A 12,436-nucleotide genomic window follows, 5' to 3' on the forward strand; every position below is an offset into this window, starting at 1 on the left:
ACCTGTCCCTTTGCCATACCATAAAATACTAAAAAATAATGATTACTAAAAACCATACTATAGAACTAAAAGATACCAGCGTTTCTGAAATGGCACGTTTTAGGCAAATTATGCTTGGCATTTGGAGTCAGCAAAAAGAGGATGATAAGAATACTGATAACATGGAAACATTTATCAATAATGATTATAAGTCATCCAACGCATGGATTAAAGATTCAAAAGAAGGCAATCCCGTTTATTCAATAGACGGCGAATATTTAGGAAATAATTCGCGTATTTCCGAAAGTAAAGACTTAACTTTCATAGGAGAAAAAGATGGTAAGGGTGGATTTAAAAATCTTCAACAATTAAAAGATAAGCATAGCAAATTCATATTAAAAGCATCAACTGTCTATGGAGAAAGTTCTGCTTATAAATCAAACATGACAGAAGATTTAAGAAAAGAAATGTTTGCCATTGCTTCAGTTTTTGAGCGAAATAGTATTGCTTATGGTGAAAATAGTGAGCTAGCTAAAAAATTTAGATCTACCTCAAAAGAAAAAAGAGATGGGACAAAAATGCAATATGCAATAGCTGCAGAAATAAATGTTTTAACAAATGGTTTTGATTACAGCTATGGGGCTGATGCATGGGATGGCCAGGAACAAGCAATGTTTAATTCTAATGATTATCGCTTTTCAACAGGAACATTTGAGTTACATAAAAACACACTTGGCTGGACAATTTCAGATGAACATTACAAAATTTGGGCAGCAAATGTTGGCAAGAATTTTGATGCTCCTCAAATTAGTTTTACACCATATTCTAATGAAAAATTTAATAAATATTACAAAGAAGGTAGAATTAATCTTAAATCTACTGCCGTATATAATAAAACCATTTTTTGGAAGACTTTAAAAGGTAAAGATATAATTAAAGCGTATCCGTGGAATATTCCAAATCGCCCAGCCCAACCTGGATTCTTAGACAATTTTAAAAAGTAATTTATGAAAATTCAAAAAAATCTAGTTCTTATTATACTAATAACGATAGTAAGCTGTAATAAGACTATACAAAAAGATGAATCTATATCATTAGACAATAAGTCTACCGCAAAAAATCATTCTAAAATTAGTTTAACTATAGATAATAGTAAAAAATGTAGTTATTATTTTAATGACTCGGAAAAACTAGTTAAAATCGAAGAGTATCTCAGAAATGGAAAATTAGATCGAACAATTAATTTAAAGCATAAAAATAATAAATTTGATTACGCATTCATTGGATTAGATAAGGATTCTAGAGATGATTGGTTTTCCAATTATTACTCAAATATTGAACAATACAATGATTTTTTAACTAATAAGAATATAAAAATTGACAATCCTTTAATGCTTTCAAATGAAGTAAGTGATATCCAAAATTTGCTAGCTAACATTGAGAGTTTTCAAAAAATAAAGAAAGAAAAGCTAACTATTTTCCAATCAAAAAAAATAAACTTAAAAATAAGATTTGATCCATCAACAATAACAAGATTTATCCCTCAAAATTCTGTTATTAATCATTTCAGATATGCTTTAAATGATAATGGATATTTAATTGAAGAAGTGATAACTTTCAATGATGGTATATTAACCATAAAGTATTTTTATAAAAAACAAAAGATTAATAGAATAATTTATTCTTTAAGGTACAACAATGGGGAAATTCTCGTATCAAATCAAAACTACAGTTCATAAATAGATTTTCTTCTATTAAATATAAATCAAGAAAAAAAGCAATGAAAACACATTTTAATAGTACTCAAATCTATCAATAAATACATAAAAACAACAAGTCAAATACTATTTTTATCAGAGTCATTGTTTTCAATTTTAGCAATTTTATTGATCCCTATATTGTCCACGATGAAAATGACATTATAATTGACACTGATATTATAGGGCCTTAAAAATATTATATGCTTTTACTGCTATTCTTTTTGAATGCTTATCCTTCTCATAGGTTTTTAAAAAGTAAAATTTATCTCATTTTTTTCTTTTTTTACTTATTATTAACCTAATATTTTTAGGAAAAATGTTTCTGTATTTTGATAAATTCTTAAACTAAATTCTAAAGAAAGCTTATTTGTCTTCTGAAGGTAGCTCAATCTTGACCAATGTATAATTTATAGATTTTACCTAAAACAATAAAATAATCTATGACCATAAAAGAGCAAGTAATCGAAAACTTAAAAAGTTGGATAGAGAAAACAAACGTAATTTCATATGATAAAGATATCGGTTTGCGATGCAGAGATAAAGAGATTACCGAATTAAGAGATGGGAAGACAAAAAAAGAAGTTTACATTGTCTCTTTTAAAACAGAAAGTGATATAGAATACGATAAAAACGGGGAAATTATTTCCTTATTCGAAGGAATATACTGCTTTGCTTATTTTGATGCCGAAACATTAGAACTGCTTTATATAATGAAAAAAGCTGGATATATTGAGGTTGACGGTTCTTGTTAATATTTTAGATTCAACTTTCAATCCATCAAACACCCCTTTTTCCAGAATAGAAAAACGGGTGTTTTTTTATCATTTATTTTCATTTTCATCTGCAATATGAAACTATAAAAACCACACAAATCCCTACTGAAACTACTGATTTACAAAACCATAATATTTTCAAAACACACTGTTTCGGCGTATTTTTACAGTGTTCTTAAAAGCTGTTACTCAACCTAATTTACCTTACAAAAAAGGAATATTTTCAGGATTTATTTAAGGTATTCTTTCAGTCTTAAATAAATTAAAAAACACAATTCCCCTTATCGAATATTGAATACCATGATTGTTATCTAACAATCAGAAGAGGCTTTTTATGCTTAAAACTAAAATCATTAACACTTACAAATATGGATCAAACCACAAAAAAACACATTGATTTGCTTCATCCTTCGGTTCGGGAAGAGGTTACTAAAATTATCAAAGAATGTGATCTTGCCTTAACCGGAAGGGCTAAAGTGCGCATTACTCAAGGACTCAGGTCTTTTCAGGAGCAAGAAGACCTTTATGCTTTTGGCCGAACTAAACCCGGGAAAAAAGTAACCAATGCCAAAGGCGGACAATCAATTCACAATTATGGCTTTGCGGTTGATATCTGTCTCATTATAGATGGCAAAACGGCTTCCTGGGACACGGCAAAAGACTGGGACAATGACCAAATTTCGGATTGGCAGGAATGTGTAAAAATTTTCGTCAAATACAACTGGAACTGGGGCGGCGACTGGAAAACCTTCAAAGATCTTCCGCATTTTGATAAAAAAGGATACAGCGATTGGAAGGTGCTTAGTAAATTAAAACGCGACCGAAAAAACTATGTAATCTTATACAAATAAAGCAGATGAAACCTTTCAAATTAAAATATACAGCTCTCCTACTTGTTCTGGCTTTTACCATGACCTCCTGTACTTCTACAAAAACAGCTCCATTCGACCTTTATTCCTATCAAAAAACCATTGCAGTAAAAGTCGAAACTATTAAACTAATGGAGAAAGCCACTACCCCATATACGGTTCATAAAGTCGAAATAAACGCTTTATTGCTTGACACTGAAAAATTGACTGAATATGAAAAAAATAAACTCCATAACGAAATCACTTTTTCGATGTGGAAAATGCTAAACGATAAAGAAAAGAATCTTTTGGCCGGTTTTTTCAAACGATGGGAAACGAAAGGAGTTTTATCTCCAGCTTTTATACAAGAATCTGAAAAACAAGTTTTGCAAGCTCTCGATTTACTGATTCAATACGAAGCCAAAAAAGACAAAGAGTCAAAAGATGCTCTTATCTATTTAATCAACAGCAACACCTAAAACAATGAATAACACTCCATTATTAGAAGAGCTAAAAAGCAAATTAAAAGTTATAATCACAGAAAGTTATAAAGACAACAAATTTGACCTGGAGAAAAATTTGAACCTCTTTTTAGAAACCTCTAAAGAAAAACTGGAACGCTGGATCTTACTTTTTACTTCCGGAGATTTAACCAAAGAAGAATTAGAATGGCTGCTAAAAAGTCAGTTAAACTTATCGGCCTTCGAAACGCTTCAAACGGCCGGAATATCAAAAATAAAACTAAATATGATTAAAAACAATATCATAAAATTGGTTTTTAAAGTGATTACTGACCTCATTATACCGGCTGTCTAAAAAACTTCTTTTCTCCGCCAAAACCAAGACACAAACAACTGAAAATCAACACAATTACACTTCCCCTCAACTTACTGAAACTACTGATTCTCAGGCCCTAAAATCTTGGTAAAAGGCAAATACCGGCGTATTTTTACAGTATCAAATAAAACACCCTCTTTTGAGTATGGCGCGCAGATTCAAAAGAGGACTTAATTAATAAAACAATAAATAATAACGACAAATGAAAGATTTTATCATAGAAGATGACTTGTTAATTGTAAATGGAGATTTCTTCATTAAAGATGCCGATCAGCAAAACATAGAGCATCTATTGTTAAGTCAGAAAGGAAGTTATAAAGAGTTTCCTATTCTGGGAGTAGGAATTAAAAAATACATCAACAGCCCGGATGCAACCTCCAGGCTAAGACTGGAAAACGAAATAGACAAACAATTATCGTATGACAACTTTTACGTAAAAACATTAGATGTTAACGATTTACAAAACATTAGAATCGATGGAAACTATTAAACCACAGGAAAACCAAAACATTTTTGATCTCTCTTTACAGGAATACGGAAGTATAGAGAAAGTATTTGATCTTTTAGAAGACAATGATCAGTTTAACATTACCGAAGATCTTTCGGTATATGAAGATTTAAAAATAGGCAGAGAGGCCTTTAAAAAGGACATTGTAGAATATTACAATTCCCGAAAATTAAAGCCTGCAACTTCTATTACAGATGAAGAACAGTATTTACTGGACAATTTCTCCGGTATTGATTATATGATTATTGACGAAGATTTTTTCGTTTATTAATAGCTCTTCTGCTTTTACAATTATCTAAAAAAGAGGTAATTAAACGCTGTTTTTTAGAACTCTCTCTAAAAAGAAAACTACTTCTTTGTAGTATTTACACCAAAACATAAACTATTATCTATAAGCATATTACACATGTCTTACAGGCTAAACTATTGTAAAAAATCAAAATATGGCACGTACAATTGCTGAAATACAGAATGAAATTCTGATCGAAAAAGGGAAACAGCCCTCCCTAAATAACCTAACCGATTCAAAAGCGGCTATTTGGAGACTCTGGATCAATATAATGGCTACGGCTATTTGGGTACATGAAAAAATAGTTGAAAAAAATGCCCTGATCTCAAGGCCTCATACACTAAACTGGTATCGCGAACAGGCTTTAAATTTTCATTATGGAATGTCGCAGATCTGGAAAGAAGGTGCCTACCGATTTGATACCGCAGGACTTACCGACGCTGAGATTGAAAATTCTAAAATCATAAAACATTGCGCCGTAAGCGAAGTTGACTTAGAAACGGTACTTGATCCGAATAAAAAACCAGAAGAAATATTCTCAGATTATTTTCATAATAAAGTAGGCGTAGTTTTTATAAAAGTAGCTACGGTAAAAGAGGATAAAATTTCTAGAATTGATGTCCCAAATGAGCTTTATGCCTTTAAAGAATATATTGCCAAAATAAAAGATGCTGGAAATCAAATTTTTATAACATCCGATCAGGGCGATATTCTAAAGCTGAATTTAAATGTTTACATCGATCCTTTGACTATTTATATCGATCCAAAAGACATTGAATATTATCAGTTAAAAAGTTTAAGCAGGGAGTTAAAAGAAGAGGAACAAAAAAAGCTGGCAGATTACGAATTAGCCCACATAGAGGATCCTTTAAATCCAAAAAACGGCTCATTGCTATTCGATGCAGAGAAATTCCCTGTACTAGAAACTGTTAAAGAACATCTCAAAAACATCGAGTTCAATGGTGCTTTTGTCAAAACCTATCTGGTTGATGCGATTCAAAAAGCGGAAGGTGTCAAAATTCCGGTCCTGACTAAGATTCAGACTTCGGTGGCAAAAAATCCTAGTGATGCTCAGAATCCTTTGCCTACTGATGCTACCAACATCGAATATTTCATTCCAAAAGCAGGTTATTTTGATTTGGATACACTTGAAGTTGAGATCAATTATATCCCTTATACTTTTTATCGCGATAACCAATAGTCTAATACATGTACAATGAATAAATACACAATTCTAAAATGGGAAAAGTTATTATTATGGCTCATCCCTCCTATCCTCAGAAAAAAAACACATTTTAGCTGGCTCAATGTTTTACTCGCTCCACTTCGCATTATATATGAAGAAACACTGTATAAAATGCAGCATACCGGCCAGGTCATTTATCTGGAAAAAGTATTAAACGAAACCTTTAATCCGACCAAAAGTTACAATCCTAATGCAAGTACAGAGCAAAAACGATTAGACCAATTAATTTATATTGATGAATCGGTAAAACCTACGATACAATATGTATACCTGCATAAAGAGTATTTCGAACCAGACAGGCTTTTACCAGATCGCACCATAGTAAAAGGGGCCTTAAGGATTCCACTGCTAGAAGTTTTTAGACATGACGAATACAAGAACAAAGACAACAAACCGGTTTATCTCGCTCACCGTAAAGATTATACCAAAATAAACTATGCCAATTTCAGAGTCTTTATCCCTGAAAATCTAATCAAGAATCAGACTATTCTTAGCCAGCCAAAGAAAGGCGGAAATGTATCAAACACAGAAGCGATCAATGTGACGGATAGCAAGTATCACAATCTGCTTAACTTTTACAAATTAGCAGGAAAGAGCTATGAAAGCTATTCCTATTAAGCAGAACCTTCAAAACCATACTACAAAAAAACAGTCCTTTAAATTAATAAAAATGAAAAAAGTAAATTTTAATCATTCAGGAGGTTTTCCTCTCGAACAGGAAACTTTAGAAAGACTTCAAAAAGCCGACAAATCTGAATTATACGAAGCCTTAAAGGCGCATCTTAGCCTCGATATCGCTTTTAATTATATTTTAGCCTCCCCTAAAAATGGCACAAAAGGTCTGGCAATTGTACATCAGGGTGAAAAAGATTCTCAAGACAAGGTAGAAAACCGCGGAATCTTATACCCAATTAGCCCAGGGAATGATACAGGTTACCTAAAAACTACGCGAAGCGGTACCAATTTGGTCTATGGCGATGGAACATCACAAACGGCTTATTTTGATTATGAAGCACAATACATCAGCCAAACCGAATACGATACTGCGGATAAAAGTGGTACCAATAATACTGAATCCTCAACGGTTTATTATTACGAACTGAAAAATTTCAGAAAGGTTATGGATCTTGAAACCCTTGAAGCAATTCTCACCGGACTGGATAATAGCTTTAAAGCCAATACCAAGACAATAGGTGAGCATACCAATTTAATAAGTGATAATACTAAGGATATAGGCGATCACGCTAAATTAATAGGTGATAACACTTACTCAATTGAGAAAATAAAAGAAGACTATCTTCCTCGTAACGGTTCAAAGTCTATGACAGGAAATTTAACTGTAGACGGAAAGCTTTATTTAAACAATACAAATTCAGCAAACTCTGATGGTTCTATATTAGTACTGGACAGTTCAAATCAGGTTATTAAAGGAAATTCGCTAATCAATCCTTTGCTTAACCGCGTCACAGATCTAGTTAATCGTGTGATAGAATTAGAAAAGAAACAAACATCGGCTATCCCTATTGGAATGATCGCTATTTGGGGGAAATCGGGGCCATTTCCGGAGGGTTGGGAAGAGTATGTACCGTTAAGAGGAAGAGTACCGGTTGGATTAGATAAGTTAGATTCCCTTCTAAGTAATATCGGAGATGAAGGAGGTAGCAAAAATGCAGTAGTTGTTTCCCATAATCACACAATTACAAGTTCAGGAAACATAAACGACGGAAAGCCCGGTGGTGAAATCAATAGTAAAACAGCCAGATGGGATACAGGTAGCGGTTCTCTCTTAAATGGAACTATATCGACGGTTGGTGAATCTGGAATAAATAAAAACATGCAACCTTACCGAGTAGTATATTTTATAAAATATACTGGAGAGCCAAGTGATCAAACACCTCCTACGGCTCCTATGACGCTACAAGCAACAAACATTAGTAGCACAAGTGTAACTTTAAGCTGGGGAGAGTCAAATGATACTGTAGGTGTTACTAACTATCAAATATTTATAAATAATGTTTTTGCATTAAACGCAGGCAAAGTCCTAAACCATGATGTCAATGGATTACTTCCAGGCACAAAATATAAGTTCCATGTTGTAGCAAATGATCAAGCGGGAAACTCTTCTGCAAACAGTAATTTTGTAGAAGAAACTACAAGATTGACAAGGCCAGAAATAACCAATGGTATGCTTGAAACTTCAAAAGATATATTCCTTCAATGGAATTCCTCTCCAGCAAATGAAAATATTATTGGCTATGAGATCTGGAGAAGTGGCCACAACGGAATTTTTGAAAAAATAGGTACATCTTATACTCCCGGATATGCTGATGCTAAAACCGAATATAGTACCACATATTTTTACAAAGTAAAATCTCTAAACGGAGTAGGGAATTTTTCTGACTTAAGTAAAGAATTCGAGATGACTACAGATACAGACCCAAATCTATGTTTCGATATAGAATCTCTTGTAACTGTGGCATCCGGGCAATCCAAAAAGCTAAAAAATATTGTCATTGGTGATAAACTACAAGGATTCTCCTTCCCAAATGAGATTGACGAGTCTGAGGGCAATTATATGACATGGAACGGAAAACTAACTGAAGCTGTCAAGGCAGAGGTAACCGTAACCGACAAAAAAACAAGTATTCAACCCAATTTCTATGAAATTAAAACCCCAGATACCACAATTAAAGTTACAGGAGAACATCCACTGTTGGTAACTGAAGATGGTGAAAATCTAAAATGGACACGTGCTAAAAATGTACAGCAAACAATGTTATTGATTGACAAACTCGGAAAAACCAAACCTATTGAATCGATCGTATTCAAAGAAGAACCTCTCGAAGTAGCTCTTCTGGATGTCGAAAATGTAGACAATTATGTTATTTCAGGGATCGTTGCTCACAATACGAAGCGAAATCCAGGATTATAAATTCTATTACTCTTTTGGGGGAAAATCCCCCAAAAGAGTCCTTGTCTCCCTTTTCTAACCTAAACTAACTCTATGAAAATTGTAAAATTTATTTTTACCGCTTTGGCATTGCTGTGGCTCACTATAACCATCCTGATCATCGCACAAGTAGCCATCCTTATAATACCAATCCTTTTTATTTCGAAAAAACATTACACCGAATGGATCCTCTTTACATTTGCCTTAATCTGCTCTTTTGGCGTTTACCCCATTTCTTTTATCTATGCCGCCATCAAATGGAAAGGCTTTCTAAATTATTTAAGAAAACTCAGCTTAAGTATTGATATCAGTGGAAATATGGTTGCCGGAGCCTTATTGAATGATAATTTTATTACGAGCACTTCCGTCCATAAATTTGGCGTTGTTCAGGAAACAATCAGCGACAATTTAGGCGAAAACGAAAGAGACAATACCTTATCCGTTTTCGGAAAGAGATTTACCAACCTGCTTAGCGTAATTGATTTTGATCATGCCAAAAAATCTATAGTAGAAGATTAATTCAACCCTAAACCTATGATGATGCATAGAATTACAGAATATTCAAATGAATTAAAATTATTGCTTTACGGAATTTTTATTTACCTGGAAATGGATGCAGAAATTGTGAAAGTGCTGTTTTATTTAATGGTATTGGATACTTTTTTAGGCATTGTCAAAACCATCGTATTAAATAATTCTTTTAGCTTTAAAAAACTGGCCTTAGGATTTGTTTCCAAGCTGGCTGTACTCTTGATCCCAACAGCTCTGGCCTTAATGAGCAAAGGGCTTAATTACAACTTCAAATGGTTTGTTACCATTGTAATGGATTTACTGATCGTAAGCGATGGTATTTCAATCATCAGCAATATTATTGCTATAAAAACAAAGAAAGAAGTAGAGAATTTCGATGCCATGACATTGATCTTAAAGTCTATCAGAAATCGTTTGATACAGCTCTTCAAAAGAATCCTAATCACCATTGACCCCAGATATCATGTTGAAGAATAATCCGATACACTTTTAAACAAAAAAATAAAACAAACAATAATGGCAACAAATATAAATACTATTCTGAGTTGGTTCAAAACCAGATCAAAGCCCACACAAGAACAATTTTGGGCATCTTGGTCAAGCTTTTGGCATAAAGACGAACAGATTCCACAAGCCTCTATTTCTAATTTGACCACAACTTTAGACACAAAAACGGATCAATCTCAGTTTGACGCTCATATCATAGACCATAATGCCCATCTTACAGCATTTGAAAAAAAATTAGATAAGGGCGATTACAACGGAACAGCGCAACATTTAAAAAATGATATCGATGCTATAGAGCAAAATTTGCTTGAGAATTACTACGACATAAGCAAAGTGAATGAAGGTTTTGCTGCAAAATTAGACAAAGGCACCTACAAAGGCACGGCACAAGATTTATTTGATTCCATTCCAAACCTAAACGCTTCAAATTTAAAACTTGAAGGTTATCCAAATACCCGAAATGATGGTCAAATTTCAATGAATAAAGTTCTAGGAACTGATTCAACTGGAAACTTAAAGATGTATTCAATCGCCGTGGCTCCAGCACCATGGATTAATGAGTTAATACCGGATAGTTACTTACCAAACACAACTGGGAATATTAGGATTCTTGGTGATTTTTTCATACCACAAATGTGCGACAGAATTAATAATCCAACAGCTATTGTATTGGGAGGTGTTGCAGCAATTCACTCCGCAATATTTATTAGCAGTCAGGAAATATTAGTAAACGTAACAACAGGTAGTATTGAAGGTAATTTCTCCTGTATTCTAAATAATGGATTGTCAACAACTAAAACCAATTCATTATTAATTATCTTAGGTATTGTCCATAAACCAACAGAACACGACTGGATTAATAAAACTTTAATAGATGTATCCGAAGAAAGTTCAGTAAAATTACTTAATTACGGTTCAGAAGGTAATGCTGAATGGATAAAAGAATTTGACATCTCAAAAAATTTTGAAATTAGAATGTCTCCAAAAAAAACACCACTAGGAAGTTATTATGGTAATGATGATTATGGAGACTTTACATTTCGTTTATTGAATTTTACTAGTAATGAAATATTTTTTGGAGGTCAATTCTATCATTCACTAGTAAGCGGTCCTGACGCTAATAATGTTCTGTTAGTGACTACAGGTTTACTAAACAAATACAACGTAGGAGGGACTTTCCCTACCATCGAGCCATTAAATACGATGAGTATAAAATTTAAAAACGGTGTCATGTTTTGTTACTTTAATACAACATTATTACATACATTTTTAAATTTTCCCACCTCTAATCTAAAATTGGTACTAAAACCAAAGTTTTATGATTTTACAGATATTAAATATATTGAATTAGCAACATAACAAAGAAAAAATGAATACAGAAATAGTAATACAACATTATCTCAATAAGTATCAAACTAACGCGAACTTAGTTACCGACATCTCATTTGACTGTTTGCCTTTCTTATACGCAAAAGAACCTGTATACAATATGAAAGGTTGTAAGATTTCAAAATCATACTATGATCAGACCAATCGTGAAGCTGTGCGTATTCAGTATACAAAAATCTATAAAGATCATTTTTACAATAAACTAACCTATTCAAATGTTTTTGTAGGTATTCGAAAAGACATTCATTATTTAGATTGGGCTGGAAATATTGCTCATACCAAAAATTTACAACCATATTATTTTGCTTTGCAACCAATTTTTACTGGCGATGGCTCAGAAACAATTAAAGGTTTTTCCAGTCAAAAGCAAAGAAAAATTTTAAAAGAAGAACGTTATGCAGTTGACGAATGGATAAACTCACAAAATCCAGATTTGCATAGCATATTACATTCTAAATATGGCCCTCTCTATCAAACTTATTTACAAACAGGTTTTAAAGAAAATCTTCTTCTGGCACTTGAAGCGGAAACCAATCTGGATATTCCAACGTTTTTTAATAATGAAGTTTTTGGAATGGAGTCTATGACGGCCAAAGAACTAATAATATCGATTTTACAATAAATCGCAACATTATTAACATTTATATCATTATTTGTTGCAGTGATAGTTTTCCTATTGGATTATTGATGCTGCTAAAAGTTACCCTCACTTTTACCCCGCAACAATTAATTTCTAATCCTAATATACTTTCATGCAAGTATTAAGAAAACAATTATTGAGATACTTTTACAAAAGTATTAATTATTTTACCACTATCG

At 32.8% G+C, this 12,436-nt stretch carries 15 protein-coding genes; all 15 read left to right on the top strand.

From position 1 onward, the window contains the following. The first annotated feature begins 38 nt into the window (after positions 1-38). Positions 39-983 carry a hypothetical protein gene (locus OLM61_RS01765; RefSeq protein ID WP_264524818.1) on the top strand — a complete coding sequence of 315 codons (945 nt, stop codon included), beginning with the start codon at positions 39-41 and terminating at the stop codon, positions 981-983. A gap of 3 nt (positions 984-986) precedes the next feature. Beyond that, on the top strand, positions 987-1,718 hold the full coding sequence (locus tag OLM61_RS01770; protein WP_264524819.1) for a hypothetical protein: 732 nt from the start codon (positions 987-989) through the stop codon (positions 1,716-1,718). A 461-nt stretch (positions 1,719-2,179) separates the two neighbouring features. Beyond that, positions 2,180-2,491, top strand: coding sequence for a hypothetical protein (locus OLM61_RS01775; protein WP_264524820.1), 312 nt, complete (start codon positions 2,180-2,182; stop codon positions 2,489-2,491). Between the two features lie 389 nt (positions 2,492-2,880). Next, entirely contained in the window at positions 2,881-3,363 is a 483-nt protein-coding gene (locus tag OLM61_RS01780; RefSeq protein WP_264524821.1) for a M15 family metallopeptidase, read from the top strand. A 5-nt stretch (positions 3,364-3,368) separates the two neighbouring features. Continuing rightward, a complete protein-coding gene (locus tag OLM61_RS01785) occupies positions 3,369-3,839 on the top strand; it encodes a hypothetical protein (RefSeq protein WP_264524822.1) in 471 nt (156 codons plus the stop codon). A 4-nt stretch (positions 3,840-3,843) separates the two neighbouring features. Then, on the top strand, positions 3,844-4,176 hold the full coding sequence (locus OLM61_RS01790; protein WP_264524823.1) for a hypothetical protein: 333 nt from the start codon (positions 3,844-3,846) through the stop codon (positions 4,174-4,176). A gap of 223 nt (positions 4,177-4,399) precedes the next feature. Beyond that, positions 4,400-4,687, top strand: coding sequence for a hypothetical protein (locus OLM61_RS01795; protein WP_264524824.1), 288 nt, complete (start codon positions 4,400-4,402; stop codon positions 4,685-4,687). Next, a complete protein-coding gene (locus OLM61_RS01800) occupies positions 4,674-4,976 on the top strand; it encodes a hypothetical protein (protein WP_264524825.1) in 303 nt (100 codons plus the stop codon). Before OLM61_RS01795 ends, OLM61_RS01800 begins: the two co-directional genes overlap by 14 nt. Before the next feature lie 172 nt (positions 4,977-5,148). Continuing rightward, a complete protein-coding gene (locus OLM61_RS01805) occupies positions 5,149-6,195 on the top strand; it encodes a hypothetical protein (RefSeq protein WP_264524826.1) in 1,047 nt (348 codons plus the stop codon). Between the two features lie 15 nt (positions 6,196-6,210). Continuing rightward, positions 6,211-6,858 carry a hypothetical protein gene (locus OLM61_RS01810; protein WP_264524827.1) on the top strand — a complete coding sequence of 216 codons (648 nt, stop codon included), beginning with the start codon at positions 6,211-6,213 and terminating at the stop codon, positions 6,856-6,858. 52 nt (positions 6,859-6,910) lie between these two features. Next, on the top strand, positions 6,911-9,172 hold the full coding sequence (locus tag OLM61_RS01815; RefSeq protein ID WP_264524828.1) for a fibronectin type III domain-containing protein: 2,262 nt from the start codon (positions 6,911-6,913) through the stop codon (positions 9,170-9,172). Positions 9,173-9,244: 72 nt separating this feature from the next. After that, the gene (locus OLM61_RS01820; RefSeq protein WP_264524829.1) at positions 9,245-9,709 is read left to right on the top strand and encodes a hypothetical protein; all 465 of its coding nucleotides are present in this window, start codon (positions 9,245-9,247) and stop codon (positions 9,707-9,709) included. A 15-nt stretch (positions 9,710-9,724) separates the two neighbouring features. Continuing rightward, positions 9,725-10,198, top strand: coding sequence for a phage holin family protein (locus tag OLM61_RS01825; protein ID WP_232424383.1), 474 nt, complete (start codon positions 9,725-9,727; stop codon positions 10,196-10,198). 39 nt (positions 10,199-10,237) lie between these two features. Next, positions 10,238-11,587, top strand: coding sequence for a hypothetical protein (locus OLM61_RS01830; RefSeq protein WP_264524830.1), 1,350 nt, complete (start codon positions 10,238-10,240; stop codon positions 11,585-11,587). 10 nt (positions 11,588-11,597) lie between these two features. Further along, positions 11,598-12,239, top strand: coding sequence for a hypothetical protein (locus tag OLM61_RS01835; protein WP_264524831.1), 642 nt, complete (start codon positions 11,598-11,600; stop codon positions 12,237-12,239). The last annotated feature ends 197 nt before the right edge of the window (positions 12,240-12,436 follow it).

The sequence above is a fragment of the Flavobacterium sp. N502536 genome (genome assembly GCF_025947345.1).
In the GTDB taxonomy this organism is placed as follows: Bacteria; Bacteroidota; Bacteroidia; order Flavobacteriales; family Flavobacteriaceae; genus Flavobacterium.

Bases quoted from the DNA above. Each gene is read 5' to 3' on its own strand.
- OLM61_RS01805 (WP_264524826.1), top strand. From the start codon at position 5,149: ATGGCACGTACAATTGCTGAAATACAGAATGAAATTCTGATCGAAAAA.
- OLM61_RS01775 (WP_264524820.1), top strand. From the start codon at position 2,180: ATGACCATAAAAGAGCAAGTAATCGAAAACTTAAAAAGTTGGATAGAG.
- OLM61_RS01765 (WP_264524818.1), top strand. From the start codon at position 39: ATGATTACTAAAAACCATACTATAGAACTAAAAGATACCAGCGTTTCT.
- OLM61_RS01820 (WP_264524829.1), top strand. From the start codon at position 9,245: ATGAAAATTGTAAAATTTATTTTTACCGCTTTGGCATTGCTGTGGCTC.
- OLM61_RS01830 (WP_264524830.1), top strand. From the start codon at position 10,238: ATGGCAACAAATATAAATACTATTCTGAGTTGGTTCAAAACCAGATCA.
- OLM61_RS01785 (WP_264524822.1), top strand. From the start codon at position 3,369: ATGAAACCTTTCAAATTAAAATATACAGCTCTCCTACTTGTTCTGGCT.
- OLM61_RS01800 (WP_264524825.1), top strand. From the start codon at position 4,674: ATGGAAACTATTAAACCACAGGAAAACCAAAACATTTTTGATCTCTCT.
- OLM61_RS01790 (WP_264524823.1), top strand. From the start codon at position 3,844: ATGAATAACACTCCATTATTAGAAGAGCTAAAAAGCAAATTAAAAGTT.
- OLM61_RS01815 (WP_264524828.1), top strand. From the start codon at position 6,911: ATGAAAAAAGTAAATTTTAATCATTCAGGAGGTTTTCCTCTCGAACAG.
- OLM61_RS01825 (WP_232424383.1), top strand. From the start codon at position 9,725: ATGATGATGCATAGAATTACAGAATATTCAAATGAATTAAAATTATTG.
- OLM61_RS01810 (WP_264524827.1), top strand. From the start codon at position 6,211: ATGAATAAATACACAATTCTAAAATGGGAAAAGTTATTATTATGGCTC.
- OLM61_RS01780 (WP_264524821.1), top strand. From the start codon at position 2,881: ATGGATCAAACCACAAAAAAACACATTGATTTGCTTCATCCTTCGGTT.
- OLM61_RS01770 (WP_264524819.1), top strand. From the start codon at position 987: ATGAAAATTCAAAAAAATCTAGTTCTTATTATACTAATAACGATAGTA.
- OLM61_RS01835 (WP_264524831.1), top strand. From the start codon at position 11,598: ATGAATACAGAAATAGTAATACAACATTATCTCAATAAGTATCAAACT.
- OLM61_RS01795 (WP_264524824.1), top strand. From the start codon at position 4,400: ATGAAAGATTTTATCATAGAAGATGACTTGTTAATTGTAAATGGAGAT.